The sequence below is a fragment of the Bacillus sp. Brlt_9 genome (genome assembly GCF_051948935.1).
Lineage (GTDB): Bacteria > Bacillota > Bacilli > Bacillales > Bacillaceae_G > Bacillus_A.
On the sequence record NZ_JAYJLO010000001.1, the window covers coordinates 492,493 to 512,467 of the forward strand.

The window sequence follows — 19,975 nt, forward strand, 5'->3', positions numbered from 1 at the left end:
ATAGTAGTGGAGGCGCTTAGATGGAGATTAAACGTACGACAATTGAAAATAAGACGCTACAACCATTAAAACAGCCTGCAGCTATTTCGGAACATGAAATCCAGAAAGAACGAAAGCATAGTAATCTAGTGTTTACTGGACAGTCTAAGATTATTTCGAGAAATAATGAAATAGGGATTTTACTTGCGAGTTTAGGTGATGGAAAGGTTATGAAGGAAATGCTTTCTAAAGAGATGGATACAGTATTACAACTCTTTAAAAAGTTACATACGTTATCTGGTGAAGGGAAGCAAACAGAAAAAGTATTTGAACAAGTAATGAGAAGTTTACAAGGGCTTGTTAAGCAGGCGCATATAAAAGAACTTCCCTTGTTAGATGGAACGTATGATTTCGCAGAAGTACAACTATCATTTGGTAGAAAGGTACATATTCCGTTACTAGATGTAAGTGCACTCCTTTCTAGAGTGGAAAGCGATTCGTCAGAAGGAAATATAAATTTAATGGTAACGGTTATTACTGCTTACATAACGAAATTGTCTAACGAAACTATTTTAATTAGCGTTACAGATCGCACTGCTAAAGAGCGGGATGTAAGTGTATGGAGAGCGCTCGCAGAAATGAATATGACACAATTATCACAGGCCCTGAAACAAACGATGCAAGAACATAAATGGTCTATGACATTTCTTTTTCTCTTTGTATGGATTGTTGCTATTATTTTAATTCGAGTTATATAAAAAGGTCGTCACTTTACATTGTGACGACCTCTTTTATATTTTTTCGTAGAAGAATGTATCAAATCTCTGAAGATTATAACGTTCAGGTGTTAAAATTTGTTCGGTACTACCAACAAATAATACGCCGCCTTTTCGTAAAGAACGACTAAACTTTTCATAAAGTTTTACCCTTGCTTCTTCAGTAAAGTATATCATTACATTGCGACAAATGATTAAATCATAATTTGTATCGAACGACTGCATTAACAGGTCGTGTTGTTTGAACGTGACGTTTTGCTTAATATTTTGATGTAATGAATATATATCATTCTCTTTTGTGAAATGACGCTCTTTCAAATCGATAGGTAATTCCTTTAAAGAACGTTCTGTATATTGACCGCGTTTTGCAGTTTCTAAAATGTGAAAATCAAGATCTGTTGCTTGTATTTCAAAACGAAATGGAGATAGATGCTTCGATAAAATCAAAGAGAGTGTATATGGTTCTTCACCGGCAGCGCAAGCGGCACTCCATACTTTTAATTTTCCGTTATTTTGTTTAAGTAATTTTGGTAGTGCTTTCGTCTCTAACGTTTGCCAACGTTCTTTATTTCTAAAAAATTCTGAAACGTTAATTGTAATATAATCAATAAAACTTAAAAATAAATTTTGATCGGTACGTAAATTACTTAAAAAATTAGTGTAGTTCTCAAAGCCTTTTCTCGAAATAAAAGCATCGATTCTACGACGCATTCTATCTTGTTTATATGAAGCGATATCCATATTAAATTGTTGTTTAAAACTTGCGATAAAATGATCATAATCTTGTTCAATTATCATATTTATAATAGGCACAATAACGATATTGTGCCTCCCCCTTTACATCATACGGATTTTTTGTTCAAAGTTTTTTTTCATCTGTTTTTCATGTAAACCAGGTAAATCATAAATAACAGCATCAATTCCTGCATCTTTTGCAACATCAACGGGAATGACAGATGTATGCTTGTCCCCATTATAAAAACAGAGAACTAAATCGGTATCTTCAATTATTTGTTTTACAAAAAACATATAATCTGATCGGTAAATGGAATCGGAAGGATGATCAAAAGCAACATACTCGGCTCCATGTCTTTTTAAGTAATCAACGACCTCTTGAAATTCATCTGTTAATGCTTGTAACGGCTGTAGCGTGTAAAGGCATAAATTTTGAGCGAGTCTTTCGTTTTCGATGAAAAAACGAAGAATCTCATTTTCGATAGATTTATAACATAATATGTAAATTTTATGTTTGTGAGCATAGTCAGTTAAAAATTTTTTTATTTCTTCTTGATCTAATGCTGTTAATTGATTTGAACCACAAAGAAAAATATTCATAGATTTGTGCCACCTCATGCTAAATTGTAACATATCTTTTATAAAAAATAACTGCAAAATATTAGTGTTCAGAGTATAATTATAAATAACTGGATTTTACGATTAAGTTTAGGAAGAAATAAAAAAATAAATAGGTGATATATATGCTGCGTTCGATCTCGCATAATCCAATTTTATCGCATATACCGCCTGCTACTCAAATGCCGAAAGAAGCAAATGTCAGGACAGGACTTGCATTTTCGGATAATTTGCATGCAGATCCGAAAAAAGATAAATTGCTAGAACAAATGGAAGCATTTGTCGATAACATTGGAGAAATTAAAGAGAAAATTGAAATGGAATTAACGCTTGATAATGTAATGGAATACAAAAATACAGTAAAATCATTTTTGAATTTTTACGTAGATAATGTATTGCAATATAAAGATGTCATGTCGCGTCATCCACGTTATGGATATTCACAGAAAATGACGATTGTGAAACAGGCGGAAATGGGATTAAATGAGTTAGAAGATGTTATGAATTTAATTAATACGAAAACGGGACATTTAGAAATGTTAAATCAGATTGGAGAAATCCACGGTTTAATTGTAAATTTAGTCTTGTAAAAGGGAAGGAAACGATATGTACATACAATTATATGAAAAGCTCGTTATTATTCAAAAAGCATATGAAAACATTCAAGCGCTCGGAGAACAAATATATGAGAATTTAAAACATAAAAATGTAAATGCAGTTCAAAAGTTACAAGTAGAGCAATTGCAGTACATTGATGGTTTAAAAAAGTTATCAAGTTCATTTGAAGAAATGGTTGTTCAGTTTTGTAAAGAACAGGGCGTGGAATCATTTCGCGTAAGTGCGTTATTTTCGTATTTTTCTCATGAAGAAATTGGAAAAATGGAAGAATTACAAAAAAATGTAGCTGGATTAGAAGAAAATGTAAAAATGATTCTTTTGAAAAATCAATATTACTTAAACGTACTATTAAAAACTACAGAAAGTATTGTGGATTCCGTTTCTGAATATAATTTAGAGCGAAACAATAATTCACAAATCTTTATGAACGAACTATTGTAAAGGGGAAGTGAAACATAATGAGACTATCTGATTATAATACGCCGCTATCGGGTTTGTTAGCGGCACAAATGGGATTACAAACGACGAAACAAAATTTATCTAACATTCATACGCCTGGTTATGTGCGTCAAGCAGTGAATTTCGGTTCTGCTGGAGCAAGTAATGGTCATACGCCGGAACAGAGAATTGGTTATGGTGTACAAACGTTAGGTGTTGATCGTATTACAGATGAAGTGAAGACAAAACAGTTTAATGATCAAATGTCACAGTTCTCTTACTATGCATATATGAATTCTACTTTGTCACGAGTAGAGTCTATGGTAGGAACGACGGGTAAAAACTCATTATCTAGTTTAATGGACGGATTTTTTAATGCTTTTCGTGAAGTGGCAAAAAATCCAGAGCAATCGAACTATTACGACACATTAATTGCTGAAACTGGGAAGTTTACGAACCAAGTGAATCGACTTGCTAAGCAGTTTGAAGAAATAGAAAGGCAAACAACAACAGATATTGAAGCTCACGTAGAAGAATTTAATCGACTTGCTACTAGTTTAGCAGAAGCGAACAAGAAAATCGGACAAGCTGGCACACAAGTACCGAATCAACTATTAGATGAACGTGATCGTATTATGACAGAAATGTCTAAGTATGCAGAGATAGAAGTATCGTATGAATCTGTAAATCCTAATATCGCGAGTGTTAGAATGAACGGTGTTTTAACAGTAAATGGACAAGATACATATCCACTTCAATTGCAGAAGGATAAGGATCCTATGTCGGTACAAATATACGGAACCGATATCCCATTAAATGATGGAGCAATTCAATCAGCAATTGATACGAAAGCAAAGATTACTAGTTATAAAGATAATCTAAATGAATTTGTAAATTCATTAAAAAAACAAGTAAATACAGTTATGAAAAAAAACTTCTTTGTTGGAGAAGATGCGAAAAAGATTGAAATAAACCCTGATTTTACAAAAGATATTTCGAAAATGAAAATTTCAGCTGAAACTGCAAATAATCTTGCAGGTATTACTGATAAAGACTTTAAAGATGGACTTACGTATAAACAAGGGCTAGATCAACTTTTAGTAGGTGTAGCTTCTGATAAAAGTTCAGTAAATGCTTACCAAAAGATACATAAAGACTTATTAGAAGGAATTCAGCAAGAAAAAATGAGCATCGAAGGCGTGAATATGGAAGAGGAAATGGTTAATTTAATGGCTTTCCAAAAATATTTCGTGGCGAACTCTAAAGCTATTACAACGATGAATGAAGTGTTTGATAGTCTGTTTTCGATTATTAGATAATGAGAGGTAAAAACAAAACCTTTTTCTTTTATGTTTGAAGAGAGTGCCAGCAGAGTGTAGAGGCGGTAGTGGGATAAGTTAGGGAAGAAGAGAGCCGGAAATAGTTCCGGTTTCTTCTTCAAATCAATTTAAAATTGATAAAGGAGGAGATAGAAATGAGAGTATCTACATTTCAAAATGCAAACTGGGCAAAAAATCAGTTAATGGATTTGAATGTGCAACAGCAATATCATCGAAATCAAGTAACTTCAGGCAAGAAAAATCTTCTTATGAGTGAGGACCCACTTGCAGCGGGAAAATCATTTGCGATTCAACATTCATTGGCGAATATTGAACAAATGCAAAAGGATATCGCGGATTCTAGAAATGTGCTAAGTCAGACAGAAAATACATTACAAGGTATTGTGAAGTCTTTAACGAGAGTGGATCAATTAACGATACAAGCATTAAATGGTACAAATAGTGAAAAAGAATTGAAAGCAATTGGAGCAGAAGTTGATCAACTTCTAAAACAAGTTGTTTATTTAGCGAATACGAAAGAACAAGGACGTTACCTTTTTGGTGGGGATAGCGCAGGAAAACCACCATTTACGGATGATGGTACATACCAAGGTGGCGAAAAGGATGTCATGTGGAAGCTAAACGATGGCTATGAAATTAAAGCTTTTCGTAAAGGTGAGGATTTATTAACGCCTGTTATTCAAACGTTAGTGAAGATGAATGATGCTTTGCAAAGTGGTGATCAAAAAGCATTACAACCGTTTTTAGAAGAAAATAAGCAAAATTTAGATGGTGTTATTAACCGTACGACGGAAGTTGGTTCAACGATGAATACGGTTGATACGTTTAAAACGATTTTAAGTGAACAAAACTTAGCGTTACAAGAAAATCGGAAAGAGATTGAAGATGTTGATTTAGCAGCAGCTATTTCAGAGTTGGCGTACATAAACGCAACATATGAAGCAACACTTAAGGCAGTTAGTACGATGAGTAAAACGAGTATTTTAGATTATATGTAGAAAAGGAGTGATGTTTTATGGGAACAGCAGTATCTAATTTGGGTGGTAGACAACAAATTTGGAACCTTGGTAATAATATAATTGATACTTCTAATCTAGTAAATTTAGAGCTACAAGCTTTAGAAATGAAAAAAACACCATACAACAATCAAAAGCAAACATTAAGTAATGAGCGAAATATTTATGCTAGTATGAAGAAGGAATTTAATAACTTTGTGCAAGTTTTTAAAGATATGTATGCTTTTAAAGGGAATGAGAAGAAAACATCTGTATCAAAAGAGGGATTTGTTACTGCACAAGCAGATGCATCTGCTATTGCGGGAACATACAATATTACAGTTGAAAAAGTTGCAGAACGTCATCAAATTACAACAAGGTCAGTAGATTTATCTGACCCCAATAATCCGAAGAATAAAATAGACTTAGATGCAAAACTTGAAAAAGATGTTGCGTTTGAAATTAATGGTAAAGAAGTTAAAGTGTCGAAGGATATGACTTATAAAGATTTAGTAAATAAAATTAATAATGGGAACTATGGAGTGTCTGTATATTCACTAGGTGGACAATTGTTCTTTACGTCTACTACAGCTGGAGAAAAAGGAGAAATAAATTTAGTAGATGGTAAAGAAGGCTTTTTAGAGGAAATTGGTTTAGTGAATTCATCTATAGACAAGGATACTAATAAGAAGGTATTTACGATTGCTAATGAAATAACAGCAGCTACAAATGCTGAATATACGATAAATGGGATTAAAGATTCGAGTACATCTAATAAAATTGATACAATTCCAGGTTTAACTATTAATTTAGAGAAAGCAACAAGTGAACCTATAAAAATTACTATTGAAGACTCAAATGTAAAGGATTCTATTGATTTAATTAAAAAAATGAAAGATGAATATAATAAAGCTGTTGAGAATTTAGACTTATTTGCTGGTAAAAATGGTGCGATGCAAGGGAGTAATATTGCTTTTTCACTTAGTAATACGATGTCGAATCTATTTAAATATTCTCAAGACAATAAGTATTTATTTTCTTTCGGTATTCAAGTTGATAAAACTGGTAAGATGACACTAGATGAAGAAAAATTAAATACAGCTTTTAAAGCAAACCCTGAAGCTGCAAAACAATTTTTCTTTGGGTTCAATGGAATTGGTCATGAGATGGAAAAAAACTTAGATGGTATTTTTGGTGATGAGGGAGTTATAGGAAAACGCTCTAAAAGTATTGATGAACAAATAAGGAAAATAGATAGAAAAATTAAGGATATCGATGAACTAAATAAACAAAGACAAGAAGCAATTGTTGATAAATATCAAAAACTAGAAAGTACATTAGCTGAGCTTGATAGCCAACTAAAAACAATTAAAGCAATGACAAAACAAAAAAGTGATGATTAATGAAAGCTGAGGAAGTGATTGTATGCAAGCATGGCAACGTTATATGCAAAATGATATTATGACGAGTAATCCGATTAAAAATACAATTTTTGTTTATGAAAGATGTATTGTTGAATTTCATAAACTAGAAGAAATTTTAAGTGCTTTTAAACTACAAGAAGGAAACGATCTTCTTGAAAAACTTGAACGTATTTTTGAAGAATTAAAGCTTCAATTAAACCCTGAGATTACGAAAGATTTATATGATAGTCTTTATGGTTTATACGATTGGATTAGCGTTCAAATTCAAACGATGAAAGTAACACGTGAAGCAAAAGATATTGATGCGATTGTGAAAGTGTTACAAGATTTAATAGATGGTTACCGCGGAGCACTTGAAAATGAACAATGATATTTATCGAACGTTTGTCGGCTGTTTTAATGAAATCGGTGAATTGCAAGTGTCAGATGAAGAGTTTGCTGAGAAGAGTGAAATGTTAAATCGCTGGATGATGACTTTGGATGAGGATACGCGTGCGCAAGTTGCAGCAGAAGTAAGTCCATTCATTATTAAGGCGGCGCAGCATATTCGAGATAAGCAAAAGATTTTGGAAGAAATGATTATGACAAATGATGGACGCATGAAAGCTAACTCATTTTACGGTAAATTTTAATGATAGAGTTTAGAAACGGATTCCCCTTTTTGGAGGGGATCCATTCCTTTGTTTAAATAAAGACTTCCGCTGATTGAGGTTTCATTTTATGACTGTAATGAAAAAAGTAGTAATCTAAATAATGTAAAAATGAACTTTGTTTTGTAGATCATATATTGAAATGTTGCATAGATTATTGCGTGTATACAGTTTTTTTGTATTCTTTTTTATATTTTTGTATTTTTCTAAAGACAACAATGAAAAAATGGAATAAAATATGTAAGGGTACATGATTGTTAATATTTTAATAAATACATATAAGAAAATAAATAATGAAGTGAAACTTCCATCAGTGGATCATGAAATTAGTAAAGAAAGGGTGTGGAATATGCCAGATTTAGTGAGTGATGTAGGCCATTATATGAATTATTTAGTGACGAAACGAAATACGGTTTCTAGTAATATTGCAAATGCGAATACACCCGGCTATAAAGCACAAGATGTAGCATTTGCTGAGCAAATGAATAAAAGTAGTGCATTATATAAGAACAATGCTGCAGACTTAAAGAGTAATCCGAATTTATATCAAACGAATGAAATGCACTTACCGACAGTAAATACGAAAAATACATATGCAAAGATTCAAACAAAATCAATGCAAACGAATAAAGATGGAAATAGTGTGGATGTAACGACAGAAATGCTAGATCTAATGAAAGCAAATCAGTTATACGGTATTTCAATTAACGCGATTAATACACAATATGCAATTAACCAAGCGGCACGCGGACGTTAAAAGTAGAAGGAGAGACAACGATGTTTCAGGCAATTAATGCAAGTGGCTCAGGGCTAACGACAGCGAGAAAGTGGATGGAAGTTACTTCTAACAATATTGTAAATGCAAATACAACGGCTGCTCCGGGGGCAAATTTATATGAGCGTCGTAGTGTAGTACTAGAATCAAACAATAGTTTTGCAAATATGTTAGATGGGTCTCCTACAAATGGAGTAAAAATAAAAAGTATTGAAGCAGATAAAACTGAAAACTTAGTGTATGACCCAACACATCCGCATGCAAATGAAGAAGGATATGTACGTTATCCAAATATTGATGTGACTGCTGAAATGACGAATGTAATGGTTGCCCAAAAAATGTACGAAGCAAATACAAGTGTATTAAATGCGAATAAAAAAATGCTTGATAAAGATTTAGAAATTGGCCGAGGATAAGGGGGAATATAGCAATATGAAAATCCAACCAATGTTAAATACGCAACCATTTGGAGCAATTCAGTCAATTGGTGCACCGAAAACTTCTCAAACATCTGTAGTTGAAGGGAAAAAGTTTATTGATTTATTGGAAGATATGAATCAAACACAAAACAATGCGCAAACAGCAGTATATGATTTACTAACTAAAGGGGTAGGAGAAACGCATGACGTTTTAATTCAGCAGAAGAAGGCTGAGTCTCAAATGAAAACGGCTGCTCTCGTACGTGATAATCTTATTGAAAATTATAAGTCACTAATTAATATGCAAATTTAGGAAAGTGGACGGGTGTGTTTAAATGGAAAAGATGAAAAATGTTATCCAATCGTTAAAAACGTGGCATAAGTTAGTAATCGGCGCTGCGCTTTTAGCGATTGTAACAGGAGCACTTTTATACTTCACCTTGCCAGATAAATATGTTGTTGTATATCAAAATTTAAATGATACAGATAAGCAAGAGATTACAGCAGAATTATCAAAGTTAGGTGTCGATTATCAGTTAGCGGCCGATGGATCGATTCGTGTGCAAAAAAATGATGCTCCATGGGTTCGAAAAGAAATGAATGGGATGGGCTTACCGTTTAATTCTAAAAGCGGTGAGGAAATTTTATTAGAAAGCTCGCTCGGTTCAAGTGAGCAAGATAAAAAAATGAAACAAATTGTCGGTACGAAAAAGCAATTGGAACAAGATATTGTAAGAAACTTTGCGACAGTTGAAACGGCGAATGTTCAAATTACATTACCTGAAAAAGAGACAATTTTTGATGAAGAGAAAGCAAAGGGGACAGCGGCGATTACGGTTGGAGTGAAGCGTGGTCAATTATTAACGGCTGATCAAGTTGCGGGTATACAGCAAATGATTAGTGCGGCAGTTCCTGGTGTAAAAGCCGAAGAAGTGAGTGTTATAGATAGTAAAAAAGGTGTTATCTCAAAAGGGGCAGATGAAGCACATTCTAGTAGTTCCTCTTCTTATGAGAAAGAAGTAGAGATGCAACACCAAATTGAAGGTAAATTAAAGCAAGATATCGATGCAACGTTAATGACGATGTTTAAGCCAAATGAATATAAAGTGAATACGAAAGTCTCTGTAAACTACGACGAAGTTACACGCCAGTCAGAAAAATATGGTGATAAAGGTGTACTTCGTAGTAAACAAGAGCAAGAAGAAAGCTCTACTGCACAAGAAGGAGCAGAGACGAAACAAGGCGCTGGTATTACAGCAAACGGCGAAGTACCAAACTACGGTACGAACAATAATCAAAATGGTAAAATCGTCTATGATAATAAAAATGGTAACAAAATTGAAAACTATGAAATAGATAAAACAGTTGAAACAATTAAGAAACACCCAGAATTAACGAAAACAAATGTTGTAGTATGGGTAGACAACGATACGTTAGTAAAACGAAAAATAGATATGACTACTTTCAAAGAAGCAATCGGTACAGCTGCTGGGCTTCAAGCTGATCCGAATGGAAACTTTACAAACGGTCAAGTTAACGTTGTAACTGTTCAGTTTGATCAGCCGAAAGAAGAGAAGAAGAAAGAACCAGAAGAAAGCGATATAAACTGGTGGTTATTCGGTGGAATTCCAGCTGGTTTATTAGCGATTGGTGGTCTAGTATGGTTCTTATTAGCAAGACGTAAGAGAAAGAAAGAAGAAGAGGAATATGAAGAATACTTAGCAGAAGAGGAAATTGCTGCAAGTAATGAAAGTATCATGGAAATTCCTGAAGAAAAAATAGTACCAGAGCCAAAACCAGAACCAGAAGAACCGAAAGAACCAACGTTAGATGAACAAGTGCATGATGCTACGAAAGAACATGTAGAAGGAACTGCAAAAGTAATTAAAAAATGGTTAAATGGACAGTAAGGGAGGAACAACGATGTTAGATGAAATCTCCTCCAAAGAAAAAGCTGCCATCCTTATTCGTACATTAGAAGAAGGGGTGGCAGCAAAAGTCATTGAATATATGACAGCTGAGGAAAAAGAAGTATTACTTCGTGAAATCGCGAAGTTTCGTGTATATAAACCGGAAACGTTAGAAAATGTACTAGGGGAATTCTTGTATGAATTAAATGTAAAAGAATTAAACCTAGTGACTCCGGATAAAGAATATATTCGTCGCATATTTAAAAACATGCCAGAAGACGAACTAGAAAAATTATTAGAAGATCTTTGGTATAACAAAGATAATCCGTTTGAATTCTTAAATTCACTTACAGATTTAGAACCGCTTCTTACTGTACTTAATGATGAGTCACCACAAACAATTGCAATTATCGCTTCTTATATTAAACCGCAGCTTGCTTCTCAATTAATTGAGAGATTACCAGATCATAAGCGAGTAGAAACGGTAATGGGGATTGCGAAGCTAGAGCAAGTTGATGGTGAATTAATAAATCAAATTGGGGATTTATTAAAATCAAAATTAAATAATATGGCATTTAATGCAATTAATAAAACGGATGGCTTGAAAACAATAGTAAACATTTTAAATAATGTTTCACGAGGTGTTGAAAAAACAGTCTTTCAAAAGTTGGATGAAATGGATTATGAGTTATCTGAGAAAATTAAAGAAAACATGTTTGTATTTGAAGACTTACTCGGACTTGAAGATCTTGCACTTCGTCGTGTATTAGAAGAAATTACAGATAACGGTGTTATTGCGAAAGCACTTAAAATTGCAAAAGAAGAAATTAAAGAGAAATTATTTACATGTATGTCTTCAAACCGTAAAGAGATGATTCTAGAAGAATTAGATGGCTTAGGACCGCTTAAGATGACGGATGCTGAAAAGGCACAGCAAACGATTACAGGCACAGTGAAAAAGCTAGAGAAGGAAGGAAGAATTATCGTTCAAAGAGGTGAAGATGATGTCCTTATTTAAAAACAGAATTCCGAAGAATTCTGTTTCTTTTTCTGAAGAAACGTATGAATTACAATTTCCAAAACCAATAGTAGCTCACGTAGAAGAAGAAATCCAAGTAGATCATGAAGAACTTCTTGCGCAGCAACAATCGTTACATATGGAAATGACTCAGCTAAGGCAAGAACAACAAATGTTAGAACGAGAGCGTCAGCAGTTATTACATGATCAAGAACAATTCCAAATGCATGTTCAGCAGCAAATGAAAGAGATAGAATCGGCACATATGCAGTTTCAAAAAGAACAACAAGAAACAGCATATGAATGGACAGAGTTATTATGGAATCAATCTTTTCATCTAGCAGAAAAAATCGTGAATCAAGCAGTAGATTCGCGATTGCTTGATGTGTTACCCATTTTAACTGGTATCGTTCAAACGTTGCCTACTTCGTTTGAAAAATTAATCATTACCGTACATCCAGAAACATTTGAACGTATTCAAGAAGAGAAGGAAAATACGAAAGAATATTGGTTACTACAATTAGTAGAATGGAAATATGATTTCTCCTTACAGTTCGGTGAATTTGTTCTAGAAGAAGAGAAAGAGTTCTTTGAATTTAAATTTGCACCTATATTTGCGAAACTTCGCCAGAAATGGGAAGAAGAGAAGTTATTTGAGGAGCAAAATGTATGAATCGACTATTAATGAATGAAAACCAAAAATGGAATACATTTATTGAAACGCCGTTTTATACGAAAGTCGGTAAAGTTCATAGTGTACAAGAACAGTTTTTTGTAGCGAAAGGGCCAAAGGCGAAAATTGGTGATGTTTGTTTCGTTGGAGAACATAATGTTTTATGTGAAGTGATTGCGATTGAAAAAGAGAACAACATGTTACTTCCATTTGAACAAACAGAAAAAGTATGTTACGGAGATTCAGTTACACTAATTGCAGAAGATGTTGTTATACCTCGTGGCAATCATTTACTCGGAAAAGTGTTAAGTGCAAATGGCGAAGTACTAAATGAGGATGCAGAGAATATTCCACTACAAAAAATAAAACTAGATGCCCCGCCTATTCATGCATTTGAACGTGAAGAAATTACCGATGTATTTGAAACGGGAATCAAATCTATTGATTCCATGCTAACAATTGGCATCGGTCAAAAGATTGGTATTTTTGCAGGTTCTGGTGTTGGTAAATCTACTTTACTCGGAATGATTGCGAAAAACGCAAAAGCTGACATTAATGTTATTAGTTTAGTAGGAGAACGTGGCCGAGAAGTAAAAGACTTTATTCGAAAAGAATTAGGTGAAGAGGGAATGCGAAAAAGCGTCGTTGTTGTAGCGACGTCAGATGAAAGTCACCTAATGCAACTTCGTGCAGCGAAGCTTGCAACGTCTATTGCTGAATACTTCCGTGATCAAGGCAATAACGTACTACTTATGATGGATTCTGTTACTCGTTTTGCGGATGCCCGCAGAAGCGTTGATATTGCCGTTAAAGAGTTGCCGATTGGTGGTAAGACACTCTTAATGGAAAGTTATATGAAGAAGCTATTAGAGCGCTCTGGGAAAACACAAAAGGGATCTATAACAGGTATTTATACCGTACTCGTCGATGGAGACGATTTAAACGGCCCTGTACCAGATTTAGCGCGTGGTATTTTAGATGGACATATTGTATTAAAACGTGAGCTTGCAACACTTAGTCATTACCCTGCTATTTCAGTGCTAGACTCAGTGAGTAGGATTATGGAAGAAATCGTTTCGCCATTTCATTGGCAACTTGCAAATGAAATGAGAAAAATCTTATCTGTTTATAAAGAAAATGAATTGTATTTTAAATTAGGAACGATTCAAGAAAATGCAGAAAATGCTTATATTTTTGAATGTAAAAACAAAGTAGAAGGTATAAATACGTTTTTAAAACAAGGTCGATCTGATAGTTTCCAATTTGATGATATTGTTGAAGCGATGCACCATATAGTATAAGACCTCTGCCCAAGAGGTCTTATTTTTTTGTTTTTTAATATTTCACAGATTTTTTTGGGAAAAAACTATATAATAGAAAAAGAGAACGTTATAATAGGAAGGGGCTATAAAAACAGGTGGATAAGCAGCAGTACGACACGATAAAATTGCAAATAAATCAAGAAAAAGAACAGATTTTGAAAGAAGTGTATGAATTAACAGGTGAAAAAAGAAAAATAGAACAAAAAAAAGAATATGATTTATATGTAGTAAAATCGCGTAGTAAAGTCGTACAAACTGGGCAGCGTATAATGGCTGGCATGCTTTCGTCACATACTTTTTCACCTGAAAGAATAGAAGAATGGAATCGGAAAATTAAAAAAACGGAAGATTTTATTCAAAAAAATGAAAGCCTTTTAGAGCAAGTAAAAGAAAAAGAACGTGTCATTGATGAGATGTATCAAGAAGGTTGTAGAAAGCTTGCTAAAGTACGAGAAAAGCAGGAAGAAAAAATGCTTCTTGATTTGAAAATGTGTATGAATGGATGAGGTGAATATAGTGATACAGTCTGTATTACCGGTGCAACAAAGTTTACCTCCGCAAAAAGAAAAAGGGCTAGAAGTACAATCAAAAAGTGAAGATTCTTCATTCGATCGTACGATGAGAATGGAAAATAAAAAGCAGCCGAAAACGGAGAAAATGAAACGAGAAGAAGCACCAAAAGAAGAAAAAAAAGAATATATTCTTTCTAAACAATCAGTAACGAAAGAAGAGCCAATTGTAAAGAAAGAAGAAAAAAAAGAGACAGAACAGTTGTTATTAGCTGTATCTGAGCAAATGGTTGCAATTGAGCAATTACGTGTGCAACCAGAATTGTTATATCAATACATACAAAAAATACAAGAGCTGTATAAAGAATATGGAAATATAAAACTTAACGAATTACCCGCAGCAGAATTACAACAATTACAAGAACTTCTTTCAAATATGAATATCAAAAATGCTATATGTTTAGAAGATACAATACAAATGGCATTAGACAAAATGAAGATGCCAGAGCAAACGATGCAAGCATTAAAAATTGTAGAAACAGAAACTTGTAATATTGCAAAGAAACAAGAAGATGCCAAAGACTTAGATGTAGATCTTCCAAAAGCTGAGGGCGATGATGTAAAGATAGAGTTGCCGGAAGGTGATGTGTTAAACGATTCGAGTTCAACGGGTGCGGAGTTACTAAATAAAGCAACGGATACGGATCAAATAGGAAAATCAAATAGTGGCGCTGAGAAAGTTACGTTACCTGACTTAGGAAAGAAAATGGAAGCACAAGTAGAAGCGTTGCAAAAATTTGTAGTGAAACAAGAACGTGTGTTATTTCAGTTAAACCCAGAAAAACTTGGTACATTAACGGTGTTTATGAAAAAACATGGAGATCAAATTGATGTTCACGTAGAAATGGAAAAACATGATGCGAAAAAACGTGTTGAAATCATTTTTGATGAATTGAGACTGAAGTTAAAAGAAAAAGAAATCAATATTCAAATTAGCTATTCAGATAAAGATGAAAATCGAAAAGAACAGCGAGAACAAGAGCAAAGACAAAAACAAAAATTAGCAAGTACGAAACATGAAAAACAACATGCAAAAGAATTTGCGGGATTATTGGAGGAATAAAGTGTGCCAACAGTTGGATTAAATACAACGAGTACAAATCATATTCCGTTACAAGCAGGGGCACAAACAAAAAACGCATCTGTTACTGGTGCACAGTCGACAGCTCAACAAGCAAACGGAGTATCAGCAAGTACTCAAAAAACACCCGGTATTATGGATAAAGATGATTTTCTGAAACTTTTCTTAGCAAGCTTTCAACATCAAGACCCGTTTAATGCGATGGATATGAACCAAATGATGAACCAAACAGCACAGCTATCGCTTATGGAGCAAGTACAGAATATGACGAAAGCAGTAGATAAACTGCAATCAACGATGTATTCGACGGCTCTTGATGGAGGGATGAAGTTTTTAGGAAAGTACGTTAGAGGTGTAAATGATAAGGGAGAGCAAGTGACTGGTCAGGTGGAAACAGTTCGGCTTGCCGAAAATAACGATGTGCAACTTATAGTTGATAATCAAGTTGTCTCACTTCGTTTCGTAGAAAGAGTTTCAGATAAACCGATAGCAGAAACAAATCCAGAAGACGAGAAAAAAGAAAATACAGAAACGACTGGAGAAACTGAAGAGGTTTCAGAAAATAAATAAGGAGTGTACATAAGTTATGATTAAAGCGCTATATACAAGTATTACAGGAATGAATGCAACGCAAAATGCATTAAGTGTTACTTCAAACAATATTGCGAATGCACAAACAACAGGATACAAGAAGCAAAAAGCTATATTTGATGATTTACTATATAATAATACTGTTGGTTCTCGTGGTGATGGTTCTTATGCTGGTACGAATCCAAAAAGTATTGGTAATGGTGTGAAATTTAGTGGGACAGCTACAGATTACAGTGACGGTTCAATTTCTTTAACAGGCGATAAAATGGAAACGGCAATTGAAGGAACTGGCTTCTTTATGGTCGGTGATAGAAATGGTGGAAATGTAGAATATACAAGAAAAGGTACATTCGGTGTGTCGATGGATAACTTTGTAACGACTACTGGTGGTCAATACGTACTAGGATATGGTGTAAAACCGGGAACACAAGATATAGATTTCTCATCACAACCCAATCCAATTAAAATTCCAATCGGAACAGCTGTTGGTGGTATTCAAACTGATAAAGCGTCAATTAGTGGGAACTTATCTCGTAATCAATTAACAGCATCAAAAGATTTTACAGTATATGATGATGAAGGAAATTCATTAACATTACGTATGGATATTAAACAAAAAACAAAAACAGAGATGGTAGGAGGTAAACCAGTAGAAACACCAATTGCGGGTGAATATACGTATACTTTATCTTTAAGAAACAATTCGAAAAATGAAAAAGAGTTTTCGCCTATTAATGGTCCTGGTGGGACACCATTAACAAAAGAGCTTAAATTCGATAAAGTAGGTAAGTTAGAAAAACTGGATGTTGATGTACAAAGAGATCCTCAAACAGAGGAAATTATAAATGGTGGAACTGTGAAAATTCCTTTTGGATCTGGTGAATTGGACTTAAATTTAAGTGGATTAACGAACTATCCAACTGGAAAAACAATTGCAGCGACAGAAGTAACGGGACGTCCAGCAGCAATTGCAAATGATTACTCGATTTCTGACGGTGGTTTTATTATGATGAGATACTCAGATGGTAGTATGAAAGTTGTAGGACAATTAGCAGTATCTACATTCCCGAACTCAGGCGGTTTAATGAAATCAGGAAATGGTAATTATATTGCAACACCATCAGCAGGTATCCCAGGAGTAGGAGTTGCAGGTGAGAATGGCGCAGGTAATGTACGTGGTGGAGCGAAAGAAAGTTCAAACGTAGATTTATCTGTAGAATTCGTTGATTTAATGTTATATCAACGTGGATTCCAAGGAAATGCGAAAGTAATTAAAGTGTCAGATGAAGTACTAAATGAAGTTGTAAACTTAATTCGATAATATATAATAAAGAAAAATTGTAATGTAGTAGAAAGGGTTTTTTATTCGTATGACAAGACAAGAGCGAATTTTACAATTGCCTTTTTTCGAAAATAAACGTGAACTTGCCCAGCAAGTGTTAAAAATGGAACGAGAAGAGCATGTATATTTACCGGATCAATTTGAAATTAAGCAAGTACCTCCCTATTCATTTGGTGAAAAACAAGCAATCATTGGCCGTATTCACCAATTTTATTTCGTAAGTGTTGGTAGTGAAGGCGAGTGGAAGTATCAACTATTTAAAGATGAGATGAAGTGCCGTGAGTTTTTTGTTACGTTGCCAAATGTTGCGGATCAGCAAATAGCGTTTTGGTTCAATAACATCGAGTTACTGAAAAGTTCTTAAAAGCTCTTAAAAAGTTTTTAAAAGCCCTTTTTTAGGTTTTGAGAGAGGGCCTGGCGGTATGTGGTATCGGTCAGTGCTTATGTAGGTGCTCGACCGTTGTGTAAGACCAGAGATATGGAGAGTTACTAGGGGAGTGTAAGAAGATTTAAGCGAGGTGTAGATAACAGCTATGATCCGCAAGTAGTTGTAAGAACATAGGGATGAGAGGTACTGGAATGGTTGGGAATGAGATAATCATTTCATAGTAGGTCAGTGCCTTTTGGATAGTTTATGTTGATAGATTTTTATAAAAGGAGAGGTGAGGAGGATGGCGCAGAATAAGTATCGCGTTACATTCATTTCGCCAAGTGAGGTTGAGCAGCGGACTGTAATGGCGGCGAGTAGTTTGCCAGATTTAATTCGTAAAGTAGAGAGTATTATTGCAGATCCGAACGGTTATTTTGTAAATGATAAAAAAAATAATTGCTATTTTAAAGTGATTAAAGAAAATGTTACATTTATTCAATATGAGTTACTATTTTCGGATAAGGAAATTCATATTGAAAAATTAAAACATATAGCACCAGCTATATTGAAACAATTATTTAAAAAAATAAATGATCCAGAATTATATGCGCTTGCGCTACTTGATGTTGATATAGCGACGAAAGAATATGTGCTAGAAGAAATGGATTCGGAGCTAAGAATAAGAGTAGAAACGGAGCTTTCGAAAAAGTGGGAAGCGATGCCGACAGAAATTGTAGGAGCACAAGAAGTGTTATTAGAGGCACTTGCTTCGTTTATACAAGATTAATTGTCTTTTTAAATAAATCAATCGTCCAGCTATCTATATTTTTTATATAGATAGTTGACTTTTTTGGTTTAATAAAGCTTAATAATTAGATATACGGAATTAATGGAAGGGGAGCGACATCTTTATGTCACAAGCACAAAGTATTTTATTAGAAAGCGGAACAAATGAATTAGAGATTGTTACATATACTGTTGGTGAAAACCTATTTAGTATTAACGTAATGAAAGTACGTGAAATCATTAATCCATTCCCTGTTACAACTGTGCCAGAATCTCATCATGCAGTTGAAGGTGTTGTTCAAGTACGCGGTGAAATTTTACCTGTTATTAACTTAGCGACAGCTCTTAATTTAAAATCGACAAAGCCACTTGATCAAACGAAATTTATTATTTCAGAATTAAATCAAATGAAAGTTATTTTCCGTGTTGATGAAGTGCATCGAATTCAACGTATTTCGTGGGAACAAATTGATGAACCAGCTTCATTGTCTATGGGACTAGAAGAAACGACATCTGGTATTGTAAAGCTGGATGGGCAAATCATTTTACTATTGGATTATGAGAAAATTGTATGTGAAATTAGCGGTACTGGTTATGACAATAAATCACTTGCAGGGTTAGAACAGAAAACAGATCGAGCTGAAAAAGTGATTTATATTGCCGAAGATTCAGCGATGCTTCGTCAAATATTAGAAGAAACATTATCATCAGCTGGATATACGAAAATGAATTTCTTCAGCAATGGCGCCGAAGCATTAGCACAAATTGAAAAATTAGCGAAAGAGCAAGGGGAAAAAATGTTTGAACATATTCACTTGCTAATTACGGATATTGAAATGCCGAAAATGGATGGACATCATTTAACGAAAGTGGTAAAGGATAGTGAAGTAATGAATCGTTTACCGGTCATTATTTTCTCTTCATTAATTACAAATGAATTATTCCATAAAGGCGAAGCTGTAGGAGCAAATGCTCAAGTAAGTAAGCCAGATATTCAAGAGTTAATTGGTTTAGTTGATAAGTTAGTGCTGTAAAAAACGTTTTGAAAAGCTTTTTTTAGCTGGAATAGAAGCTCTAACCATGCGTAGAGCGTTTCAGTGCCTAATAGAGCCCTATGCGATGTGAGACCAGAGATATGAAGCTTTTTTGGGTAAATGTAGGAAGTGGTATACCGAGAGAGTTTGAGAAGAACCGGTGTATAGTTGCGTTATATTCTAGCCATTCGTGGTGGCGGTTAGTGCCTAATAGAGCCCCATGCGATGTGAGATCAGATATATGGAGTGGTTTTAGGTCAGTAGAAGAAAAGAGCCTTTGATTGAGGGTTTGAAGAACTGATATACAACTCTATTTTTTTAGTAGGGAGGAGGGAACTAGCCATGTGTAAGTAGTACTGGCTAGTTCCTTTTTTGCATTCTATACTCTAACTGTACAGGTAGAAAGATTAAACGTTTCTGGAGTGTTTGTGACTATATGAATAGTCTCTACTTCGAGATTTTCAATTCGTTTAATGAATAAATAACGGGCTTGTTTATTTGAAAACATAAGA

General features: G+C 34.2%; 24 protein-coding genes. 22 read left to right on the forward strand and 2 right to left on the reverse strand.

Annotated features, from left to right (window positions below; all coding sequences use genetic code 11):
• The first annotated feature begins 20 nt into the window (after positions 1–20).
• Positions 21–737, forward strand: a complete 717-nt coding sequence (locus VF726_RS02625; RefSeq protein WP_088095855.1) for a hypothetical protein — start codon at positions 21–23, stop codon at positions 735–737.
• 33 nt (positions 738–770) lie between these two features.
• Here VF726_RS02625 and cheR read toward each other — a convergent pair whose 3' ends face one another.
• Both cheR and VF726_RS02635 read right to left on the reverse strand, forming a co-directional pair.
• Positions 771–1,553 carry a protein-glutamate O-methyltransferase CheR gene (cheR, locus tag VF726_RS02630; RefSeq protein WP_440165608.1) on the reverse strand — a complete coding sequence of 261 codons (783 nt, stop codon included), beginning with the start codon at positions 1,551–1,553 and terminating at the stop codon, positions 771–773.
• 39 nt (positions 1,554–1,592) lie between these two features.
• Positions 1,593–2,090 carry a hypothetical protein gene (locus VF726_RS02635; protein ID WP_064470780.1) on the reverse strand — a complete coding sequence of 166 codons (498 nt, stop codon included), beginning with the start codon at positions 2,088–2,090 and terminating at the stop codon, positions 1,593–1,595.
• 143 nt (positions 2,091–2,233) lie between these two features.
• Between VF726_RS02635 and VF726_RS02640 the strand changes: the two genes are divergently transcribed.
• The 21 genes from VF726_RS02640 to VF726_RS02740 all read left to right on the forward strand — a co-directional run bounded on the left by VF726_RS02640 (position 2,234) and on the right by VF726_RS02740 (position 19,463).
• Positions 2,234–2,698, forward strand: a complete 465-nt coding sequence (locus tag VF726_RS02640) for a YaaR family protein (protein ID WP_000946323.1) — start codon at positions 2,234–2,236, stop codon at positions 2,696–2,698.
• A 16-nt stretch (positions 2,699–2,714) separates the two neighbouring features.
• A complete protein-coding gene (locus tag VF726_RS02645; protein WP_440165611.1) occupies positions 2,715–3,167 on the forward strand; it encodes a hypothetical protein in 453 nt (150 codons plus the stop codon).
• Positions 3,168–3,184: 17 nt separating this feature from the next.
• Positions 3,185–4,483, forward strand: a complete 1,299-nt coding sequence (gene flgK, locus VF726_RS02650) for a flagellar hook-associated protein FlgK (protein WP_440165613.1) — start codon at positions 3,185–3,187, stop codon at positions 4,481–4,483.
• A gap of 155 nt (positions 4,484–4,638) precedes the next feature.
• A complete protein-coding gene (locus VF726_RS02655; RefSeq protein WP_001266393.1) occupies positions 4,639–5,502 on the forward strand; it encodes a flagellar hook-associated protein 3 in 864 nt (287 codons plus the stop codon).
• 17 nt (positions 5,503–5,519) lie between these two features.
• Positions 5,520–6,902 carry a flagellar hook-associated protein 2 gene (locus VF726_RS02660; protein WP_440165615.1) on the forward strand — a complete coding sequence of 461 codons (1,383 nt, stop codon included), beginning with the start codon at positions 5,520–5,522 and terminating at the stop codon, positions 6,900–6,902.
• 22 nt (positions 6,903–6,924) lie between these two features.
• Positions 6,925–7,293: a flagellar export chaperone FliS gene (locus VF726_RS02665; RefSeq protein WP_440165617.1), complete on the forward strand. Its 369-nt coding sequence runs from the start codon at positions 6,925–6,927 to the stop codon at positions 7,291–7,293.
• Positions 7,283–7,555: a hypothetical protein gene (locus VF726_RS02670; protein WP_001058074.1), complete on the forward strand. Its 273-nt coding sequence runs from the start codon at positions 7,283–7,285 to the stop codon at positions 7,553–7,555. Before VF726_RS02665 ends, VF726_RS02670 begins: the two co-directional genes overlap by 11 nt.
• A 367-nt stretch (positions 7,556–7,922) precedes the next feature.
• Complete coding sequence (gene flgB, locus VF726_RS02675; protein WP_440166683.1) at positions 7,923–8,330, forward strand: flagellar basal body rod protein FlgB; 408 nt, start codon at positions 7,923–7,925, stop codon at positions 8,328–8,330.
• Positions 8,331–8,350: 20 nt separating this feature from the next.
• A complete protein-coding gene (gene flgC, locus VF726_RS02680) occupies positions 8,351–8,764 on the forward strand; it encodes a flagellar basal body rod protein FlgC (RefSeq protein WP_042511534.1) in 414 nt (137 codons plus the stop codon).
• A gap of 16 nt (positions 8,765–8,780) precedes the next feature.
• Positions 8,781–9,080, forward strand: a complete 300-nt coding sequence (gene fliE / locus VF726_RS02685; protein ID WP_000701682.1) for a flagellar hook-basal body complex protein FliE — start codon at positions 8,781–8,783, stop codon at positions 9,078–9,080.
• Positions 9,081–9,102: 22 nt separating this feature from the next.
• Positions 9,103–10,677 carry a flagellar M-ring protein FliF C-terminal domain-containing protein gene (locus VF726_RS02690; protein ID WP_440165621.1) on the forward strand — a complete coding sequence of 525 codons (1,575 nt, stop codon included), beginning with the start codon at positions 9,103–9,105 and terminating at the stop codon, positions 10,675–10,677.
• 13 nt (positions 10,678–10,690) lie between these two features.
• On the forward strand, positions 10,691–11,695 hold the full coding sequence (locus VF726_RS02695) for a flagellar motor switch protein FliG (protein WP_000883361.1): 1,005 nt from the start codon (positions 10,691–10,693) through the stop codon (positions 11,693–11,695).
• Positions 11,682–12,368, forward strand: coding sequence for a FliH/SctL family protein (locus VF726_RS02700; RefSeq protein ID WP_395761416.1), 687 nt, complete (start codon positions 11,682–11,684; stop codon positions 12,366–12,368). Before VF726_RS02695 ends, VF726_RS02700 begins: the two co-directional genes overlap by 14 nt.
• Positions 12,365–13,669, forward strand: coding sequence for a flagellar protein export ATPase FliI (gene fliI, locus VF726_RS02705; RefSeq protein WP_440165623.1), 1,305 nt, complete (start codon positions 12,365–12,367; stop codon positions 13,667–13,669). The genes VF726_RS02700 and fliI overlap by 4 nt, the downstream gene beginning before the upstream one ends.
• Positions 13,670–13,785: 116 nt before the next feature.
• On the forward strand, positions 13,786–14,196 hold the full coding sequence (locus VF726_RS02710) for a cytoplasmic protein (RefSeq protein ID WP_098080157.1): 411 nt from the start codon (positions 13,786–13,788) through the stop codon (positions 14,194–14,196).
• Between the two features lie 10 nt (positions 14,197–14,206).
• On the forward strand, positions 14,207–15,322 hold the full coding sequence (locus VF726_RS02715) for a flagellar hook-length control protein FliK (protein ID WP_440165625.1): 1,116 nt from the start codon (positions 14,207–14,209) through the stop codon (positions 15,320–15,322).
• Positions 15,323–15,325: 3 nt separating this feature from the next.
• Positions 15,326–15,910 (forward strand): flagellar hook assembly protein FlgD, encoded by a 585-nt coding sequence (locus tag VF726_RS02720; protein ID WP_440165627.1) that lies wholly within the window; start codon positions 15,326–15,328, stop codon positions 15,908–15,910.
• Between the two features lie 16 nt (positions 15,911–15,926).
• The gene (gene flgE / locus VF726_RS02725) at positions 15,927–17,252 is read left to right on the forward strand and encodes a flagellar hook protein FlgE (protein WP_440165629.1); all 1,326 of its coding nucleotides are present in this window, start codon (positions 15,927–15,929) and stop codon (positions 17,250–17,252) included.
• A gap of 49 nt (positions 17,253–17,301) precedes the next feature.
• The gene (locus VF726_RS02730) at positions 17,302–17,637 is read left to right on the forward strand and encodes a DUF3964 family protein (RefSeq protein WP_440165631.1); all 336 of its coding nucleotides are present in this window, start codon (positions 17,302–17,304) and stop codon (positions 17,635–17,637) included.
• Between the two features lie 307 nt (positions 17,638–17,944).
• On the forward strand, positions 17,945–18,430 hold the full coding sequence (locus tag VF726_RS02735) for a hypothetical protein (RefSeq protein WP_000068318.1): 486 nt from the start codon (positions 17,945–17,947) through the stop codon (positions 18,428–18,430).
• Positions 18,431–18,554: 124 nt separating this feature from the next.
• Positions 18,555–19,463 (forward strand): chemotaxis protein, encoded by a 909-nt coding sequence (locus tag VF726_RS02740; protein ID WP_000075958.1) that lies wholly within the window; start codon positions 18,555–18,557, stop codon positions 19,461–19,463.
• Positions 19,464–19,975: the final 512 nt, after the last annotated feature.